This is a genomic window from Hoylesella buccalis ATCC 35310 (assembly GCF_025151385.1).
Lineage (GTDB): Bacteria > Bacteroidota > Bacteroidia > Bacteroidales > Bacteroidaceae > Prevotella > Prevotella buccalis.
On record NZ_CP102287.1, the window covers coordinates 696,177 to 716,617 of the forward strand.

The 20,441-nt window shown below is 42.5% G+C and carries 18 protein-coding genes; 9 read left to right on the plus strand and 9 right to left on the minus strand.

The window, feature by feature from the left end:
• Positions 1-49: 49 nt before the first annotated feature.
• From NQ518_RS03070 to ileS, 4 genes are all read right to left on the minus strand, one after another.
• Positions 50-988: a DUF4296 domain-containing protein gene (locus NQ518_RS03070; protein ID WP_227960917.1), complete on the minus strand. Its 939-nt coding sequence runs from the start codon at positions 986-988 to the stop codon at positions 50-52.
• Positions 981-1,634: a lipoprotein signal peptidase gene (locus NQ518_RS03075; RefSeq protein ID WP_227960915.1), complete on the minus strand. Its 654-nt coding sequence runs from the start codon at positions 1,632-1,634 to the stop codon at positions 981-983. The genes NQ518_RS03070 and NQ518_RS03075 overlap by 8 nt, the downstream gene beginning before the upstream one ends.
• A 37-nt stretch (positions 1,635-1,671) precedes the next feature.
• On the minus strand, positions 1,672-2,052 hold the full coding sequence (locus tag NQ518_RS03080; protein WP_023057477.1) for a TraR/DksA family transcriptional regulator: 381 nt from the start codon (positions 2,050-2,052) through the stop codon (positions 1,672-1,674).
• Positions 2,053-2,123: 71 nt separating this feature from the next.
• Positions 2,124-5,795, minus strand: coding sequence for an isoleucine--tRNA ligase (gene ileS / locus NQ518_RS03085; protein ID WP_227960913.1), 3,672 nt, complete (start codon positions 5,793-5,795; stop codon positions 2,124-2,126).
• Between the two features lie 184 nt (positions 5,796-5,979).
• Between ileS and NQ518_RS03090 the strand changes: the two genes are divergently transcribed.
• Together NQ518_RS03090 and NQ518_RS03095 are read left to right on the plus strand one after the other, a co-directional pair.
• The gene (locus NQ518_RS03090; RefSeq protein WP_044071569.1) at positions 5,980-6,291 is read left to right on the plus strand and encodes a helix-turn-helix domain-containing protein; all 312 of its coding nucleotides are present in this window, start codon (positions 5,980-5,982) and stop codon (positions 6,289-6,291) included.
• Between the two features lie 345 nt (positions 6,292-6,636).
• Positions 6,637-7,056, plus strand: coding sequence for a plasmid mobilization protein (locus NQ518_RS03095; protein WP_004347770.1), 420 nt, complete (start codon positions 6,637-6,639; stop codon positions 7,054-7,056).
• A 75-nt stretch (positions 7,057-7,131) separates the two neighbouring features.
• Here the strand turns inward: NQ518_RS03095 and NQ518_RS13570 are convergent, their stop codons facing one another.
• From NQ518_RS13570 to NQ518_RS03115, 5 genes are all read right to left on the minus strand, one after another.
• Positions 7,132-7,317 carry an IS1/IS1595 family N-terminal zinc-binding domain-containing protein gene (locus tag NQ518_RS13570; protein WP_081454833.1) on the minus strand — a complete coding sequence of 62 codons (186 nt, stop codon included), beginning with the start codon at positions 7,315-7,317 and terminating at the stop codon, positions 7,132-7,134.
• Between the two features lie 102 nt (positions 7,318-7,419).
• On the minus strand, positions 7,420-8,055 hold the full coding sequence (locus NQ518_RS03100) for a hypothetical protein (protein ID WP_227960911.1): 636 nt from the start codon (positions 8,053-8,055) through the stop codon (positions 7,420-7,422).
• Between the two features lie 74 nt (positions 8,056-8,129).
• The gene (locus tag NQ518_RS03105; RefSeq protein ID WP_227960909.1) at positions 8,130-10,259 is read right to left on the minus strand and encodes an RHS repeat-associated core domain-containing protein; all 2,130 of its coding nucleotides are present in this window, start codon (positions 10,257-10,259) and stop codon (positions 8,130-8,132) included.
• A complete protein-coding gene (locus NQ518_RS03110) occupies positions 10,234-10,785 on the minus strand; it encodes a hypothetical protein (protein ID WP_102697048.1) in 552 nt (183 codons plus the stop codon). Before NQ518_RS03110 ends, NQ518_RS03105 begins: the two co-directional genes overlap by 26 nt.
• Positions 10,786-11,475: 690 nt before the next feature.
• Entirely contained in the window at positions 11,476-12,279 is an 804-nt protein-coding gene (locus tag NQ518_RS03115) for an MBL fold metallo-hydrolase (protein WP_227960907.1), read from the minus strand.
• A 132-nt stretch (positions 12,280-12,411) separates the two neighbouring features.
• On the opposite strand from NQ518_RS03115, the gene NQ518_RS03120 reads away from it, so the two are divergent.
• The 7 genes from NQ518_RS03120 to NQ518_RS03150 all read left to right on the plus strand — a co-directional run bounded on the left by NQ518_RS03120 (position 12,412) and on the right by NQ518_RS03150 (position 20,433).
• Entirely contained in the window at positions 12,412-12,879 is a 468-nt protein-coding gene (locus NQ518_RS03120; protein ID WP_227960905.1) for a hypothetical protein, read from the plus strand.
• Positions 12,880-13,119: 240 nt separating this feature from the next.
• A complete protein-coding gene (locus tag NQ518_RS03125) occupies positions 13,120-14,268 on the plus strand; it encodes a PCMD domain-containing protein (RefSeq protein ID WP_227960903.1) in 1,149 nt (382 codons plus the stop codon).
• Between the two features lie 58 nt (positions 14,269-14,326).
• Positions 14,327-15,031 carry a porin family protein gene (locus NQ518_RS03130; RefSeq protein WP_227960901.1) on the plus strand — a complete coding sequence of 235 codons (705 nt, stop codon included), beginning with the start codon at positions 14,327-14,329 and terminating at the stop codon, positions 15,029-15,031.
• A 255-nt stretch (positions 15,032-15,286) separates the two neighbouring features.
• Positions 15,287-16,576, plus strand: coding sequence for a serine--tRNA ligase (gene serS / locus NQ518_RS03135; RefSeq protein ID WP_227960899.1), 1,290 nt, complete (start codon positions 15,287-15,289; stop codon positions 16,574-16,576).
• 1 nt (position 16,577) lies between these two features.
• A complete protein-coding gene (locus NQ518_RS03140; protein WP_004348784.1) occupies positions 16,578-16,781 on the plus strand; it encodes a hypothetical protein in 204 nt (67 codons plus the stop codon).
• Between the two features lie 56 nt (positions 16,782-16,837).
• Positions 16,838-19,189: a bifunctional dihydroorotate dehydrogenase B NAD binding subunit/NADPH-dependent glutamate synthase gene (locus NQ518_RS03145; protein ID WP_004348786.1), complete on the plus strand. Its 2,352-nt coding sequence runs from the start codon at positions 16,838-16,840 to the stop codon at positions 19,187-19,189.
• Positions 19,190-19,302: 113 nt separating this feature from the next.
• Positions 19,303-20,433, plus strand: coding sequence for a hypothetical protein (locus NQ518_RS03150; RefSeq protein WP_227207910.1), 1,131 nt, complete (start codon positions 19,303-19,305; stop codon positions 20,431-20,433).
• The last annotated feature ends 8 nt before the right edge of the window (positions 20,434-20,441 follow it).

A 20,441-nucleotide genomic window follows, 5' to 3' on the forward strand; every position in this document is an offset into this window, starting at 1 on the left:
ACAAATCTCATCATAATCGTATATGGTATTATTGTATTTATAAAAATGCCTATCTTATTGCAGCTGATGCCGGTACTTTTTCATTGGCATTTTGCATTCTTTGTGATGATGCCGATATTTGAACCGCTGATTTCAGCGAATCATTTCCGCCTTTGTGTCTCGCGTCAGAAGAAGTAGAGTCAGCAGGTGCTTCTCCTGTGCGCTTCTGTTTCGGTGCATGGATTCTAATCAAACTGATGTTTGAGATTATCATCAGCTTAAAGGTTGTGCTATACGCATCTGCCGAATTGCCTTTGTTAAGTATGAAATATCCCTTGATTTCCTTAATACCGGCGTGATTGTTATCTGATATTTGAAGTGTATAATGATTTGGTGTCGATACATATACGTGTTGTGAACTGACGCTGTCATTATTGAACTTGACAGACAACATCGCTATAGCTTCTCGTGAACCATCTTGATAAATAAACTGTGTATCAAAGTTCAGCCACAAATTGTCGCCAGCCTTATAGGTCGTATCCGTCTTCAATGTGAAGGAGCTCAGATTAAAAGGTCTGTAAGGAGAAAACACAATCGATCGCTCCCCCGTCCACACATTGGTTGTATCTCCATTCGCCGAATTCAAACTATATTGATTAATCTCACTTGCAGATGCTCCCAGTGCCAGTGCTTCCTTGCTCAGCCTTGTTGAGAGAGATTCATATATTTTCTGTAACAATCTTGTGTGCCTTGTGTAGTAAACCATCGAACTATCAAACTCAGCTTCTGACACACCATTCTTTTTCAGTACAGCGGTTTTGTAGGCAATCATGGTTGTTGCGTCGCCGCTATTCGATTGATACATGGCATCGGCAATGTGGTAATCGTACAAGATGTCCTCCATTTTGTCTGGCTGGATGTAACGATTAGGCACAGAGGGAGTGCACGATACCATTGCCAGCAAGAAGAAAGCAAAGAGCAAATAGTATTTAGACGATTGATCACTCATGCGATTCCTCATTTTTGGTCTCTCCCTTCATGGTAGTTCCAATGAGTTCCAATTCTTTCCGGTAGAAAAGCAGCAGAAGAACTACGCCAACGCTGATGCATGCATCTGCGAAATTGAATATAGGTGAGAAGAAGATAAATTCTTTCCCACCAAATTGTGGCACCCATTGTGGCCATGTCGTTTCAATGATGGGGAAATAAAACATGTCTACCACCTTACCATGTAGAAATGATGCATAGCCTGAACCGAATGGCACAAACTCTGCGATTTCATAAGGTGTGGAGGGAGAGAATATCAAGCCATAAAACATAGAGTCGATGATATTCCCCATCGCACCAGCAAGAATCATGGACAGACAGATGATGTAACCTCTTGGTTGCGGACGCTTCACCAATTTATACACATAGTACGAAATCACCGAGATGGCAACTATTCTGAAAAGGCTCAACGTCAGTTTGTTGAAAAAGGTCATACCGTATGCCATTCCATTGTTCTCGATGAACCTGATGTAGAACCAATCGGCTATGTGAATAGAGTCATCCAAGGCCATGTGGGTCTTGACCAAAATCTTGATAATCTGATCAATCACCAAAATGGCCACAACTATGATTATCGCTAATTTTCCGTCTGTAATATATCTCTTCATCAACTTCTGATTACGATACTTAGAATGTCAGCCTGCATTAATGGTTTCGTGCTTTCTTTGATGCCACGCTCAAAGTGGCATGCGGCACAGCTTTCAATCTTTCTTTCGGAATCAATTCACCCGTCATCCGATCAATACCGTACGTTTTGTTGTTGATTCGCACCAATGCAGCTTCCAAACCTTGGATGAACTTCTGCTGGCGGTTAGCCATCTGTACCAGTTCTTCTTTGGTTTGCGTGGCACTACCCTCTTCAAGAGCTTTATAGGTAGGTGACGTATCATCGATGTCATTACCGTCAGAATTCATGATTTGTTTCATCATGCTTGTGTAATCTCTACGGGCCAAACTCAATTTTTCATGTATAATAGCGCGAAACTCTTCCAGTTCTTCGTCGCTATACCTTTTCTTCTCTTCCATATAAAATGAATTCAAACGTACAGCCAGAAACTTACAAACCTGCGCTCCTTACCGTACTTGTTGTTATGAAACTATACTTTTTTTACTAAAATATGAAGTTTGAAATCGTCAAAGTCAACCTCTACCCCATCATTTGGATTAATGCCAACGTTGTCTGCCAATACCTGACTTTTGATGTAATCGCTAAATGCCTGTATGGCTCCGTCGGTATGTTCATTGGGAGAAACAGTCACGTTAATTCGGTCGGTAATCTCAAAATCACTTTCCTTGCGTAGATTCTGAATACGATTGATGAGTTCTCTTGCCATGCCTTCTTTCTTTAGGTCATCCGTCAATTCAACCTCCAAAGCCACGGTGAGATTGCCCTCGTTGGACACCAACCAGCCTGGAATATCCTCGTTGACGATTTCAACGTCATCTCTTTCAACCGTTACCTCCTGGCCATCAACAGCAAAGCTGATGCTTCCATCATGCTCCAGAGATGCGATTTGCTCTTGTGCCACGCTGTTCATAAAGTTAGCAACTCCCTTCATGAGTTTTCCAAACTTCTTGCCCATAGTTCTGAAGTTACACTTTACTTTCTTCACCAGCAAACCTTCACCTTCCATAAAGTTCAATTCCTTTACGTTGACCTCTCGCTTGATCAAATCTGCCATCGCATTGATTCGGCGTTTTTGCTCTTCATCGATGGCAGGAATCATCACCTGCTTTAACGGTTGACGTACCTTAACATTCACTTTGCGACGCAACGCCAACACCATGCTTGTGACTTTCTGTGCCAAGTCCATGCGTGCTTCCAGGTCTTCATTGACCAATTGTTCATCTGCAACAGGGAAAGATTCTAAATGAACACTCTCCGCTTTACCTCCCAAATCAAGATATAACTGATCGGCGTAGAACGGAGCGAAAGGAGCCAGCAACTTGCTTACGGTCATCAAACAGGTATATAGGGTTTGGTATGCTGAACGCTTGTCAGCACTCATTTCTTTCCCCCAGAAACGTTTTCTGTTGAGACGAACATACCAGTTGCTTAGGTCGTCATTGACAAAACTATCAATCATTCTGCCTGCACGAGTAGGGTCATACCCATTCAATGCTGTCTCAACGTTTTTAATCAAGGAATTGAGTTTCGAAATAATCCACAAGTCAATCTCGGGTGCTTGGTCCTTGTTTGGCTGTGTCGTAGCTGGATCAAAACCATCCACGTTGGCATACAAGGCGAAGAATGAATAAGTATTATATAAGGTACCGAAGAATTTGCGACGCATCTCGTCAACACCTTCTTCATCAAACTTCAAGTTATCCCATGGGGCCGAGTTGGTCATCATGTAAAAACGCACGGCATCGGCTCCATACTTCTCAATCATATCGAATGGATTCTTGACATTGCCCAGGTGCTTACTCATTTTGTTGCCCTTGGCATCGAGAACCAATCCTGTAGATATAACATTTTTGAAAGCTACTGAATCGAAAACCATTGTTGCAATGGCGTGCAGGGTAAAGAACCAGCCACGCGTCTGATCCACGCCTTCATTGATAAAGTCGGCTGGGAAGAATGCGGGCGGAATGGGCGTGCCATGATAGGTGCTTTCTACCATTGCCTTACGGGCATCTTCTCCGGTCACTACTCTATCCTGCGCATCACGCATGGTCTTGTCCTCGGCCATATCGCCTTCAAAAGGATAGTGCTGTTGCGCGTAGGGCATCGAACCACTGTCAAACCAAACATCAATCAAGTCGCTTTCACGATACATGGGCTGCCCCTGTTCGTTTACCAACACAATGTTGTCGACGTATGGTCGGTGCAAGTCTATCTTGTCATAATTGGCTTGCGAATAGTCACCAGGTACAAAGCCTTGATCCTTCAATGGGTTCGACTTCATATAACCGGCTGCCACGCTCTTTTCCAGCTCATCGTATAATTCGGCCAAACTACCAATGCATTTCTCGCCTTTGTTCTCATCGCGCCATATTGGTAAGGGTGTTCCCCAGAAACGACTGCGACTTAGGTTCCAATCATTCAAATTTTCAAGCCAATTGCCAAAGCGACCAGAACCCGTAGACGCTGGTTGCCAGTTGATGGTGTTGTTCAGTTCTACCATCCGTTCTTTCTTGGCCGTGTCCTTGATGAACCAGCTATCCAGCGGATAGTACAAGATGGGCTTGTCTGTTCTCCAGCAGTGTGGATAGCTGTGTACATGTTTCTCTATTTTGAATGCCGTCCCTTCCATCTTCATCTCCATGACCATGATGACGTTCAGGTCTTCAGCTTTTTCAGAAGCTTCCACATCCCACACCCCATTGGGATTGAACTTAGGATCATACGAGTTCTTCACATAGTCGCCGGCATGATGTGCATACGCTTCTACGGCCACACATTTTTCCACGAAGTTTGCATCGAGTTCTGCAACGAGATAATACTTTCCTTGCAGGTCAACCATGGGGCGGGTTTCGCCTTTTTTGTTGATTAAATACAAACCTGGTATCCGTGCATCCTTTGCCACCTTGGCATCATCAGCACCGAAGGTTGGTGCAATATGCACAATGCCTGTACCATCGTCTGTAGTAACGTAGTCGCCAAGAATTACTCTGAAAGCCTCACTCGCCATCTCTACGAACTGGTCTTTGCCATTTTCGCCCAGGAACACGTTCTCGGGATGCGCCTTTGCGTATTGCTGAACAAACGGAGCCGCATTGGCGTCCACTTTCTCAGCGGGTTTCACCCATGGCATCAGTTGCTCGTAACGCAAGCCTTCCAGGTCACTTCCTTTATAATGTCGAAGCACTTGATAAGGAACTACCTTCTCACCTTTATTATATGGGGGCATTTCATCACCTGGAGCGACCTGTCCTTTCGCCGGTAAGTAGGCATTCAAGCGATCAGCTGCTATGATGATGTTGATTTTCTCTGCCGTGTAAGGATTGTAAGTGCGTACCGAAACATAGTCAAACTTCGGCCCTACGCAGAGTGCCGTATTAGACGGAAGCGTCCAAGGCGTGGTGGTCCATGCCACCAAATAAGTTGCTCCCCAGGTGCTTGCTGCCAACTCAGCATCAAGCTTAGCCAGCGTATCGTTATCCGTCTTGAACATTGCCGTAACGGTGGTGTCTTTTACGTCACGATAACAGCCAGGTTGGTTCAACTCGTGCGAGCTCAATCCTGTACCCGCAGCAGGCGAATATGGTTGAATGGTGTAGCCCTTGTACATCAATCCGTTGTTGTAAAGTTGCTTCAAAAGCCACCACAGCGTTTCAATGTATTTGTTGTCGTAGGTTATGTAAGGATGGTCAAGATCTACGAAATAGCCCATTTCTTCGGTCAGTTTCCGCCACTCTTCAGTGAACTTCATGACGTTTTCACGACATTTACGGTTATAGTCTTCTACCGAAATATAATGTTCAGAATCCTTGTTGTCGATATCTTTCTTATTGATACCCAGTTCTTTTTCAACACCCAACTCCACGGGCAATCCATGTGTGTCCCATCCAGCCTTGCGCAGCACTTGGAACCCTTGCATTGTTTTGTACCGGTTGAACGTGTCCTTGATGGCGCGGGCTAATACGTGATGAATGCCGGGATGACCGTTTGCCGATGGAGGACCCTCAAAGAAGATGAACTGTTCACAACCTTCACGCTCATCAATAGACTTGTGGAATATATCCAGTTCCTCCCACTTTGCTAAGATTTCCTTGTTTGTATGGGTCAAGTCTAACCCTTGATGTTCGGCAAATTTTTTAGCCATAAGTATATTCTGTTAGAGTATGTTATTATTTAAAGCGCAAAGGTAACAAAAAATCTTATGATGCACAAAATTATAGAATATTTTGAATTCGCTGCAATGTTTTTGTTAAGTGCTATTACAAGGAGAGCGACATCGCAGAGTTACTGAATGCAAACAATGAATGAAATCAAACACAGAACGAACTATGGCAGAGAACGAAATCATTACACAGCAAGACCCTCAGATGCAGTTGTTTTCACAACTGATGGAAGGAATATTGAAGAAATTGGAGCGGTATTGCGCTACTGCCCGTCCGATGTTGGGTGGAGAGGTTTACCTGACAGGCGAGGAGGTGTGCAAACTTTTACGGTTGAGTCCTCGCACACTTCAGGACTATCGGGACAATGGCACGATTGCCTATTTCAAAATCGGAGGAAAGATACTCTACAGGCAGAGCGACATACAAGCTATGCTTGAAAGGCATTATAATCCAATACCGCAAACAGGTAAGTTATGAGTTAAGTTAAGAACTCAGTCGCGACTTAAGTCAAATGGTCAGTTATGACTTTGGTCAAGAAATTAGTTTCGACCTAAGTCAAAATTAACTTTAGTCAAAAATATGTCAGCTCATAAAGTCAGTAAGTCAAGAAATTAGTCTAAACTTATCTCTTGACTTACTTCTTGAACTTTGAACTCTCGTCTATCAAAAGCACCCCAGAAAGGTTACTTTATGGAACATAACAAACTATCTCTTTCTTTATACTGGCAAGGTGTGTCTTTGTACCACAAATTGCCATTTGTACCACAAAGACCCTTGCCCCAAAGGGGGATTAAATCACTCCCAAGTCGTGATTAGAAAGCAATGAAAAAGCAGAAACAAAAGAAGCCAGACGGCAGATGTGCCACCTGCCCAAGATGGGACAGATGGCACATCAGGATACCTAATTCTGAAGACCAGCAGAAGCTTATCAGACTCTACCGCAAGTCGGGAGCAAAAACGAAAAGTGATTTTGTCCGAGCAAGACTTTTAGGTGAAGCCTTTAAGGTCATCACCCAAGACCCTGCAAAAGAACCTTACTTGGAGAAACTCTCCGAAATCGTTGCCATGACTCATAAGATAGGCGTACTATACAACGAAGCCGTGAAAGCCCTCAATACTTATCATTCTGTCGCCACTGCTCAACAACTGCTCAGCAAACTCGAAACCTATTCCCAACTTCTTATTAGACTTCAACAACAAGCAGTACAACTGACAAAATCCCTTGAGAGTAAACAAGAATGAATGCTGATAAATCATAACACCCAACGTTAGCATCGTGCTGTGATTGTCCAATCCATCTTTGGTCAGTTATCAATGTTAGGAAGATAGGCTTTGTATGTTGTAGACGGTAATAAAACTGTTCTGGCAATTCTTACATCGGTAGCGTTGTTTACCTGTACTACTTTTACCACTTCTGATAATATTGTTTGAGTGGCAATGCGGACATTGAAACTCAACTCCCAATCTGGAGCATAAAGTTCCAAAACTATCCTGTTGCTTCATTTGCTTATGCTATAATTGCGAAAATAATGCGAAGGCAAAGCGCTAATTCCTGCCTTCGCATTTTTAACTTATCAGATAGTCCTGATAATCAAGACCCAATTTTCACAACTCCCAATCTGGAGCATTACCTGTTCCATCGCTTTTTATAGAATGCAAACTATCTATGCCTGTAACAAGAAGTAGTTTTTTCTTTTTCTTTGTTGAAATAGAATATATATCTAACAAATAATCTTGCCAATTCTTGTCTATAGTGTCTATCCTTAGTTGCAAAAAGGTTCCTTTGACATAAAGACATTTGAATAGATATGCTTTGTTTGATGCGGTATTATAATAGGGTAAGGATTTTATCTCTTGAAGCAAGAGATGTTTTTTATCAGAGATATTGCTATCGATCAGCCCAATTTGTTTGAATAGCTTTATATCCGTAGAGTCCGGAAAAATAAAGATTGTATCGCTTTCTTTTTTATTGTCCGTTACCTCTTTCCATATATTTTTTTGATTAATATTATTTTTTCCAATTTTTATCGGAATAAAATAAGTTCTGTATCTGCTATCAACAGCTGTGTTATAAGAATGTTTATGATGTCTTCTTATCTTTTTATGTGATAAATCGCTCTTATTGTAAACAGCTATGTAATATCCTGCAAAGATATTTGAGGTATCTCTGCTTTGAGCATTTATCTTCCAGCATGGAAATGTATAGAAAACTATTACCAATAATATAATTGTCTTTATCATCTAATAGAGGAAATCAAAACTTTAACTTATCAATGGAGCAATATATGCTATACTCCATTGATAAGTATTTTTTATTAATTCACTTTCTTTGTCCAAAGCCTACCATTGCTCGTATCTGCTTTAGGAGTGTCCCGCTTATTAAAGAGTACCTTTATAGAGTTTTTATCTACTTTAGGAAAATCGTACGTTTTCAAAGTCTTTCCTTCTATAGAAGTTCTTTCTATTGTATCCAATAGCTTCATGACAGATGTCTTATCAGAATGTTCTGCACCCAAATTATGTCCAATTTCATGAATTGCTGTACTTGTATTAATATCTCTTGAGTCAATACCCTCTTCAATACCTTTTTTAATGTTTTCTACATTGAAGTCTATTCTAAAATTATTGGCAGAACCATATTCATTTCCATTATAAACTTCAGTTCCAACGATATTTCCATAATATCGTGGCTCCCCGGAGGTTGTCTCAAAGCATGTATTAAGCCTTGCTTCGTTCACATCTTTTACTTCTTCGGCACTTAGATTGTATTTAGCATAAAAGGTTCTATTCTGCTCTTTGACTTTAATTCCGCTACCGCCTCCTAAGTTATTGTATGCATTAATCGCATCATTTAAACCTTGTTTTTGACTTTCATCTAATGTACCTTTTTTATAGAAATACTTTGCAGTAATAATATATGGGTCTGTTTCTGTCCCATTTCCTGTAACCATGCCATCTCTCCCATCAGGATCAATAAATCTTATTGGGTTATCCATCGTATAGCAATACCCAGTAACACTTGGATATTTCTCCATTAATGGATCTACCCCTAACCACATGGAGATTTTTGGGTCCATGTACCTGGCTCCGTAATAGTATAGCCCGGTTTCTTCATCTAATTCCTTGGCGTTGAAGAGGTAAGGCGTGTTCCAAGTGTTGTTGCGCTCTTCTATGAATACTTCGCCAAACGGCACATACTCAATGTGCTGTGACACTTCTCCGTCTAAGTTGGTGATGTAACTACTGCTGCCCAAGTGATCGTGGTGATAGTAGAACTGCAGCCGCTCGTTAGTGCCAGCTTCGCCAGCCCTCGTCTTGACCATCGCCCTTGCCTGTGAAGTCTCCGGCGTGTCGTCATCACTACTAAAGCCTTTGCCATTGACATAGTCGTCATTGTCCTTTCCAGAATAAGGTAAGTCAAACGTTTTGTAATTGTCTTTAATGGATTGTAACTGCTGATTGTACTTATCCTTGTAATTGATAGTCAAGCCATCTGCCTCATTTCCTGCATACGGGATGCGTCTCGGGTCCGCACCGTAGCTTGCGAGGTCGCCGAGTTTAGATACGATACGCTGGCTACCCACATAGATGTGCTTGGTATATTTGCCACCTTGCCCAGCAACGAGGTATGGGCTGACATAGAGACTGAAGCGTGCCGTACCGGTGTTGCCACCCGAGAACTCGGAATTGACAAAGATAGCTTCATTCTCACCACTAGTCTTCACCGTGCGCTCACCATCGGCATCATACCAGTAGTTGCTCACAAAACCATTCTCGTCGGCTGCAAGGAGTCGGTTTTCTTCGTCCCACTTGTACTTCTGCTCGGTTGCCTTTTCATCTTCCTTGCCATCATGCTTTACACGGCTGGTGTTGATGTAGACAAGGTTTCCGTTGGCATCATAGGTGTACTTGTGTCCGTTGTTGATGTTCGTGCTGTCCGTCGGGGTTTCTTCCGTGCGGTAGTTGATGTCACGGACACTGGCCAGTTGGAATTTCTTGCCCTCATCATTATTATATGTATAGGTGAGGTCATAGCCTGCATTGAGGGTACCGTTGAACTGCACGTTACTTTGCGTGAGGTGCTGCTTCTTGCTCGTGATGCGGTGCATGTTGTCATAGCCCATGGCAAGGGTGTAAGATGCCGTCTTATTGTCCGCACCCTTGTAAGTACCTGTTGCGCTTGACAAACGATACAGTGGGTCATAAGTGTAGCTGTGGCTTATCTGTCCGCCTGCCTTGCCGCTCTGCGGGAGCGGGGCGTTGTTCTGAATGCCCAGCACGTTGCTCACGGCATCATAGCTGTAGGCATTGTCCATGATGGTGCCTGCCTTGGCGTTCTTTATTATTGCACTTTTCCGCTTTTGACAATTCCAATTGGATACAATGCCGACATAAAAAATTAACTCCCAATCAGGAACATCACCATCTAACTTTGTATATAACATTAGTGTCTTCCACAACATTTTCTATTCTGTTTTTGAATTGTATTTTTTTTGCAACAAACTTATTGGAAGAATTAACATTTACATAAAAAATCCTATAACTCTCCACCTTAGTTCCTCTAGTTTGATAATCATGTGAATTAATCGATTCTATAAAAGAAGAAATAAAGGGAGAAGAAAATACTTCGAAAGTATCAACTCCATCAGTTATAATACCACTATTATTCATACACCATCCTTTAAACAGATCTGTAATATTTCTTCCAGTCTTGTCATAAATCTCCAAATCTTCCATATTATTGTATATGCCATCCAGTCCTGGTTCTATTCCTCCTCCAGAAAAAAAACGTATTTCAGGATTGCATAAATTGATGTTGAATTTTAATAAATAATAGTCCTTGCCTAATTCTAGTGAATCGGCAATAACTATATGTCTTAGCTCCACACCTGTAATATTATAGTTTTTATAATATCTGCTACATGATGCAAGAGCAAGACATATACATAATAATATAACTTTTTTCATCATCTATCTATCAAATAAATTTGATGAATCCCATGAATATTACCAAATACATGGAACTTTCGAGTGGTAGATTCTCCCCCGTAGAGTCAACCAGCAAGTGCAAAGTTACAAAACGTGTTTGAAGAACTCTCGTTTTGGTGTAGAAAAGTTTAATTTTTCTCTCGGTCTTTCGCGTAGGTGCATTTCATTCGTCTCATTTTGTTATTTGGCAGCAATGTTTGTTGTTTTGGCAAATGGTATGAAAGAAGACAAAATAAAATAAGGATTTAAAATCTTTCTGAATTTTATTGACAACATGCCTTCCGCTCCTTGGCTTATTTACAAACAAACATGTTGATGGGCGTAAATAAGCGAAATATGAGCATGTTTCTTACATCGCTCTTACACAGGTAATTATGCTTTTATGTTAAAGTTGTTTAGCTTTATTTCAACTACTTTTGAGCCAAAAGCATTGCTTAAAACGAGTTTTTAGCATGCTATTGACGGGCAAAGGCATGCTAATAGTCCGCCAAAGTGATACGTTTAGTGAGGTAAACTCAATGCTCTTTCGGTGAAAAACGGTTTTTGTCACAAAATTAAGGCATATTTGCATCCTTCCGACCTATCGTTTTTTCCTAGATTGAAAGTTTGCAAGTGCCGTTTTAAGGCCCTAAAATGAGGAAAAAATTGAACAAACGGGGAATAGGCAAATAATTACTCCAAATTATATAGCGAGCTGGGCGATTTCCGCTTCAACACATCCAACAGCACGTCTGTTCCAGCCTCTATACCTTTCGTTCGCAAAATATGTGCTACCGTTTCGTGTGCCAAATCATAACGATTGTTCTCTTCACTTAAATGACACAGCCACACATGGCGCATCCGCTCGGTCATGTTCTCAGCCAAAGCTTGCGCACAGTCCTGGTTGGCCAAATGCCCATTTGGGCCCGATATGCGAATTTTTAAATGTTGGGGATAGGGGCCATACATCAACATCTTCGGGTCGTGATTGGCCTCTATGACCAGATAATTCGTTTCGGAGATGACGGTTTTCATTTCGTCTGTCACATGACCAATGTCTGTCATCAGCGTAAAGACGATGTTAGCGCATGATATCTTATAACCAACATTGTCAGAACTGTCATGTGGCACACCAAAGGGTGTAACGGTGAAATCACCCAGTTTAAACGGTTGTCCTTTATCAATGACTTTCATGTAAGCCGGTGCAACCTTCTTATGTACACAATAGTTGCGCTCTATGCCCGCATGAACAAGCTGCGTCGCATAGACGGGTAAATGATAATCAAGGCTTATCGCCCCCACTGATTTCACATGGTCTGCATGGTCGTGCGTAACTAAAATATGGTGAATTTGTGAAAGTGGTAGTCCATACTCTTTGAATGACCTTTTTAATAGTCTGATGCCAATTCCAGCATCAATCATCAAGCCATCATTCTCTGTAAAAAGACAATAGCAGTTTCCACTGCTACCACTTCCCAAACAAATGAATTTTAACATGTTTGAAATATTTGGCACAAAAGTAAACAAAAGGCTTGACATGAACAAAGTTTTTGGTACCTTTGCATCAGACAGTGAACTCTCTTATCCTTTGGCTTGCACTGTTGATGCATCAATAAAACGTTTTTTCGGATGAAAATAAAATTGACAATTTCCCTCACGATAGTAGGCTATATGTTGATAGGCCTCTGTGCTTGTACAGACCACAAAAATGAAGAGCAACTCCGGGATACGGCCAACGCCTTTGCCCAAACCTATTTTAACTGGCAATTCAACGATGCACTAACATATTGCACCCCATCCTCAAAGAGATGGATGATTTATGTAGCGTCACAGGTAAAACAAGATGATGTTGACAAGCTACGGAGTGCTGAGCAAGGTGCCAAGTCGGAAATCAAGAAAATACATTATGAAGAGGGTGACTCGGTGGCTTCAGTGGTCATGAAGGTTGAGAATTTCTTGCCGATGGACTCGATAGGGACCGTGGGACATTTTGTTGAATCTGCCACCTACACACTGCAACTGGTACAACTTAATAAACAATGGAAAGTGAGGTTGACCGAACTACCCAGGCCCGATTCACCACGTCATGATGATTGATCGTATTGATTTAAAAAGTATCTTTTGACGGCTGTTGTAATAGGAATATGGCAGAGCAACGGTCATCATAGCGCAATTGTCATCGCATTTCATTCTGTTTGAGCGAATTGGGTACAATGCTATATCAGAAATTGTTATTAAAACCACCATTTTTGTCCTTTATCTGAATAGTTTTAAAGATATTCGTTTGCCCCATTAAGATATTAAGCATAACTTTGCAGTCGAAAAGATTATGTTACAATGAAATTTTATCAAAACTTATTGGTTATCGCACTTTCATCCGTGTTCACCTCATGCTTTAAGGACGAACCATTGAATGCAGAGTGTGATATTCTTGAAGCTTCCGTTTCGGTAAGCAAGCCTGAGGAGATGTTCTATCACCCTTCAGATAGCAAGCTTCATGTTCCGTACACGGACAGTACCATTATTTTCAATGTAAGACGTCATGCAAATCTGAACGCCATCGCTCCTCACTTCACATTGACGGATGGGGCAACCATCGTTCCGGCAAACGGTTCGGTTCAAGATTTCAGTAAAGGTCCCGTCATCTATACGGTAACATCTGAGGACAAACAGTGGAATAGGCGCTATGCCGTTAGCTTCTTTCCGGTTGTCCAGACGGTTAGTGACACCATACGATTTGACTTTGAACATTATGAGTTGGAGCAGAAAGAACTGAAATACTATACCTGGTATTATATAGGTGAAGATGGTCAGCGATACGACTATTGGGCTACGGGTAATCCAGGATTTAGAATGAGCAGGGAATCGGCACCACCAGAGGGCTATCCCAGTGTCCCTGCGAAGGATGGTCACAGTGGATCGTATGCCAAACTCACCACCCAAAGCACAGGCTTCTTAGGTTCCTTGGTTGGTAAGCCTCTGGCAGCAGGCAATCTGTATCTGGGATCTTTCGATTTTGGAATGGCCATGCGCGATGCCATGAAAGCGACCAAGTTTGGTATTCCTTTTGATAAAAAGCCCATCAAACTGACGGGATGGTATCGGTATAAGCCAGGTAAAAAGTATCAAGACAAGAATCGAAAAATAGTTCCCAACCGCACGGACAGCGCGGCTATCTATGCTGTGTTTTATAGAAATGTTGACGAACAGGACAATCCCGTAACGCTGTATGGGGATGATGTCTTGACGAACAAGCACATCTTGGCCATCGCCAAGTTGGCAGAAGTGAAGACTACTGACCAATGGACGCCTTTTGAAGTGGTTTTCGACTATACACAACAACCCGATGAAAGAATCCTGGCCAACCGCGGATACAATTTAACCGTAGTCTTCTCGTCCAGCGAAAGAGGCGCACAGTTTGAAGGAGCTATTGGCAGTGAGTTGTCTATTGATGAAGTAAGAATCATTTGTACAAAGGAGGAATAACGGCATGCGTAAGTTTATATTAATCATATTGTGGATGGGATGCTTATCGCTGAACAGCATGGCAGATTCTTTTATGAAGGATGTGAAGCTCCAGGCTCGCATAGGATACAACCTGGGAGGAACCGCTCCCATCGGTTTACCTGCAACCGTCAGATCGCTTGAATCATACAAGTTGCATAATAATGTTACCATAGAACTTGATGGCCAGAAAACCATCGATGGCAAATGGGGTGGCCTGATAGGCCTTCGGGCGGAGAATAAAGATATGGACGTGGATGCCAAGGTGAAGAACTACCACATGGAAATGATTCGCGGAGGCGAGTCATTGAAAGGGGTGTTCACAGGCTATGTGCAGACACAGGTGCGGCAATGGATGATAACCCTTCCCATTCAAGCTACCTACGATGTAAGCGACAGAATTCAACTGCGCATGGGATCGTATATATCGTACTTGCTCTCTAAAGACTTTGAAGGAAGCGTGTATGATGGATACCTGCGGGTAGGAGATCCAACGGGGCCCAGGATTGAGATGGGTAGCGATCCTGGAACAAGGGGTATCTATGACTTTTCTGAACACATGAGACGGTTCCAAGTAGGCATATCCGCTGGGATAGATTGTCATATTTATCGCCGTTTCGGATTATATGCCGATTTAAATTGGGGTCTCAACGGTATCTTCAAGCGTTCATTCAAAACGATAGAACAAACTCTTTATCCTGTATATGGAACGTTCGGCGTAATCTACAGAATCAGCAAACATTAGGAATATAAGAAGACATGAAGTCATGCTACACTATTCAGCGTAGCTGTCGCGCTACAACCTTCTTACAGTGTAAGATAGACACATGAATTGAATGATTCTTCATATCAACAAAAAGTGTGAGCCTGATATCGATATTTGATACTGGGCTCTTACTTTGTAGAAAGTTCCATTAAAATATTGATGTTTAATGAACAATATTTAATTATAATTAGTAACTTTGTCAGCAGTAGGAAATTTTTCAATAAAAATATAAATATGCTTACACTAAAACTCATCAGTGAAGAAACTGAACGTGTGATCAAAGGATTAGAGAAGAAACATTTCGAGGGAGCAAGAGAAACTGTCAATCAGGTGATCGCCATTGACAAGCTACGTCGAGAATCCCAACAAAAACTTGACAAGAACAAGCAACAAGCTAATTTGCTCGCCAAGAAGATAGGTGGGCTCATGAAAGATAAAAAATTGGATGAAGCCAATGAGGTGAAAGCGCAGGTTGCAAAGTTGAAAGAGGAAGCTAAAGGTCTTCAACAGTCAATGGAAACAGCTGAAAACGACCTCACTACCCTACTTTATACTATTCCTAACATCCCAAACGAAGATGTCCCAGAAGGTAAAGATGCATCAGACAACGTCGTTGTGAAAGAAGGAGGAGTGATACCTGAACTTGGTGAAGACGCATTGTGCCATTGGGACTTATGTAAGAAGTTTAACCTCATAGATTTTGACCTGGGCGTTAAAATCACGGGTGCGGGTTTCCCCTTATACATTGGCAAGATGGCCCGTTTCCAACGAGCGCTCGAAGCATTTTTCCTTGAAGAGGCTCGTAAATCTGGCTATCTCGAGGTTCAGCCTCCATTTGTTGTGAATCAAGCATCTGGCTATGGCACAGGTCAGCTGCCTGACAAAGAAGGCCAGATGTACCATGTACAGCTGGATGACCTGTATCTGATTCCTACCGCAGAGGTTCCTGTAACGAACATTTTCCGTGACGAGATTCTCGATGAGAAAGACCTGCCTATCAAGCGCTGTGCTTATTCAGCTTGCTTCCGACGTGAAGCAGGTTCGTATGGAAAAGATGTACGCGGACTCAATCGTTTGCATCAATTCGATAAAGTGGAGATTGTCCGTATTGACAAGCCAGAACATTCTTATGAATCTCTTAACGAAATGCTTGAACACGTAGAGGGATTATGTAAGAAACTGGAACTCCCCTATCATATCTTGAAATTATGTGGCGGAGACATGAGTTTCACGTCGTCGATATGCTACGATTTTGAAGTATGGAGCGCAGCTCAGAAAAGATGGCTGGAGGTTTCGTCCGTATCAAACTTCGAAAGTTACCAAGCTAACCGTCTGAAATGTCGCTATCGTCATGCAGAAGATGGCAAGATAGAACTTTGCCACACGCTTAATGGTTCGGCATTGGCCTTGCCACGTATCGTTGCCAGCATCTTGGAAAACAATCAGACACCAGAAGGCATTCGTGTACCGAAAGTACTTGTCCCCTACTGTGGATTCGAGATGATTGACGATCAAAATTTCTAAGGTGAAGACAGCCGTGATGAGAAACTTCAAATACATACTCATCTCTTTTCTTCTGACCTTCTCCATGAATTGTGCTGCCCAACATGCGAATGGCGTCACAACCACCAAACCGTATGGAGGAGTGAGCTATGCGGCCATGTTCAACGGTGACCTTGATTGCAGGAACAGCATCATGGCTGGGCTGACATGGAGAAGCGGCTGTTAAACATCTGTTTTCCTTAGACTATCAATTTGAACTATAACAATCTATTAAAACATACTATGAATAAAATTATCCGAAAAGAACAGTTCTCTGAGAAAGTTTTTCTCTTTGAGATTGAGGCTCCGCTCATTGCTAAAAGCAGAAGAGCCGGCAATTTCGTTATCGTCCGTGTAGGTCACAAAGGCGAACGCATGCCACTGACCATCGCCGATGCAGACATCAAACGCGGAACCATCACATTGGTTGTGCAGAAGGTTGGTCTGTCCTCCATGAAGCTCTGCAATTTGAATGAAGGTGACTATGTTACTGATGTGGTAGGTCCCTTGGGCAATGCCACACACATCGAGAAGTTTGGCACCGTACTCTGTGCGGGTGGTGGCGTTGGCGTTGCCCCTATGCTGCCCATCATTAAAGCCTTGAAGGAAGCGGGTAACAGGGTGCTGTCGGTGTTGGCAGGACGCAGCAAAGATCTCATTATCTTAGAAGATGAAGTAAGAGCGAATTCTGATGAAACAATCATCATGACCGATGATGGCAGCTATGGCGAGAAAGGTGTCGTCACGGTGGGCATGGAAAAATTGATAAAACAGGAACATATCGACAAGGCATTTGCTATTGGACCTCCCATCATGATGAAGTTTTGCTGTCTTCTTACGCAAAAATATAACATACCTACAGATGTATCTCTCAACACCATCATGGTTGACGGCACGGGCATGTGTGGTGCCTGCCGGTTAACGATTGGCGGCAAGACAAAATTCGTGTGTATCGATGGACCTGAATTTGATGGCGCATTGGTTGACTGGGATGAGATGTTCAAGCGCATGAACACATTCAAGGATGTTGAAAAAGATGAGGTAGAACATTTGCAAGATCACCTTAATGAGTTAGAAAGCGCACAGGAGAAACATGCGTCTACCATTAAAATGGATGTAGAGCCTACACAAGAGAGTATCTCGATGCTAACCGATCGAAATGCTGAATGGAGAAAGGCATTACGGGATTCCATGAAGCCGAAAGAGCGGAAGAGCATCGCTCGCGTGCAAATGCCAGAGTTAGATCCAACATATCGGGCAACGACCAGGACGGAAGAGGTCAATCTAGGACTTACGAAAGAAATGGCCATGACTGAAGCCAAACGTTGCTTGGATTGTGCTAAACCGACCTGTGTGGAAGGTTGTCCGGTCAACATCAACATTCCTTCTTTTATCAAGAATATAGAGCGAGGACAATTCCTAGCAGCTGCCAAAGTGTTGAAGAACACCTCTGCCCTACCCGCAGTATGTGGCAGAGTTTGCCCACAAGAGAAACAATGCGAAAGCAAATGTATTCATTTGAAGATGAACGAGCCCGCTGTCGCCATTGGTTATCTTGAACGTTTTGCCGCCGATTATGAACGGGAAAGTGGAAACGCGTCAATCCCTGATATGCAACCTGACAACGGTATTAAGGTGGCTGTGGTCGGTTCAGGGCCTGCAGGCTTGAGCTTCGCTGGGGATATGGCTAAGCGAGGCTATCAAGTTCATGTGTTTGAGGCGCTGCATGAAATAGGTGGCGTGCTGAAATATGGAATTCCAGAGTTCCGCCTTCCTAATGCCATCGTCGACGTTGAGATTGAAAATCTCAAGAAAATGGGTGTTCATTTCTTAACAGACTGCATCATTGGAAAAACCCTTTCTATTGAAGAACTCAAAGAAAAAGATTTCAAAGGCATCTTTGTGGGATCGGGTGCAGGACTTCCTAATTTTATGGGAATACCAGGAGAGAATGCCATTAACATCATGTCATCCAACGAATACCTGACCCGTATCAATCTTATGGATGCCGCCAATACTAATGCAGACACACCCATCAATCTTGGAAAGAAAGTGATGGTCGTTGGAGGTGGCAACACAGCCATGGACTCTTGTAGAACAGCCAAACGCTTAGGAGCTGACGTTACCCTGGTCTACCGTCGCTCTGAAGCAGAAATGCCGGCCCGACTTGAAGAAGTTAAACATGCCAAGGAAGAAGGCATCCATTTCATGTGCCTGCATAACCCTATTGAATATCTCACGGATGAAAGAGGTGCTGTCAGCGCCGCCGTGTTACAAGTCATGCAATTGGGAGAGCCTGATGCAAGTGGCCGTCGCAGCCCTGTGCCAGTTGAAGGACAAACGATTACGCTTGAAGTAGATCAGGTTGTTGTGGCTGTCGGCGTATCTCCAAATCCTCTGGTACCAAAATCTATCCAGGGACTGGAACTTGGTCGCAAAAACACCATTGTCGTCAACGACCAGATGCAGTCCAGTAGATCAGAAATCTATGCAGGAGGCGACATCGTACGCGGAGGCGCAACGGTGATTCTAGCCATGGGTGATGGCAGAAGAGCTGCTGCAAATATGGATATGCAACTAAGAGCTGAAAAGTGATTGATAAAGAGACAGCTTGTAGGTTAAAACGGCTTCTTTACAAGTCACTACATTTTTGCATTCTTTATGACTAACTTCATAAATAAATTTGTATCTTTGTCAACATGACAAATATGAAGTATACATTATATTTATTGATATTACTGCTTTTTTCACCTCTTCCCATGCAAGCTCAAAAGCATGGGAAGAGGTCAGTTCCTTCGAAGGTGACTAAGACAGAGAAAACCCCTGCTGACAGATTATTTGAGACGATGGTAGAAGGAACTGCTAAAGTCATGTTCATCGATAGCATCGTGGTAGACAAGAAAAATTTCTTATCTAAAATTCCTATGAGCAAGGATGCCGGTACGCTTTCTGAACAAAATGGCCAATCCTCCTATACTAACGAACTTGGCAATCACCGCATCTATGCCGATGGTGATACCGTACAGGGATACCACCTGTATTCAACTGATCTATTAGGAGACATCTGGAGTAAACCAAAACAATTAGTAGAATTGGATGAAGAGGTAGACAATGTCAACTACCCTTTTCTACTTTCTGACGGTATGACCTTATTCTTTTCCGGTCAAGGAGAAAAGAGTTTGGGTGGTTATGACATCTTCATGACATTGTTCAACAATGAAGACGGAACTTTTTATAAACCAGAGAATTATGGATTGCCATTCAATTCTACTGCAAACGATTATTTCTTGGCTATTGATGACATGTATGACTTGGGCTGGTTAGTCAGTGACCGCTATCAACCAAAAGATAAAGTTTGCATCTATACATTCGTTCCAACCAATCCGCGCCTTAACTTCAGTCAAGATAATCTTGAAGATAAACAGCTTAAGTCTTTTGCCAAGTTGACGAGCATTAAAGACACATGGGCCTTTGGAAACAGGGATGCCGCACTGAAAAGATTGGAAAGTTTGAAGCAAAACAATCACAAAGCAAATTCAAAGCCAGGCTTTCTGTTCCCAATTAATGACAAGATTGTTTATACAAAAATAGATGATTTCAAAAGCAATAAGACAAAAGAATTGTACACTCAGTTGACTGAAATGAAAGCGCAATTGTCACAGAATGAGAAAACTTTGGCCAAGATGAGATCCGAATATAGCGGAGCGTCCATATCCGAACAACAAAACATGCGATCAAAGCTGCTGAAGGCTGAAGAAACCTTGCTGCAACAAAGAAGAGATGTGCAAACCTTTGAAAAGTCAGTAAGAAACGAAGAAAACAAATTGTTACCCAACTAAATCCCTAC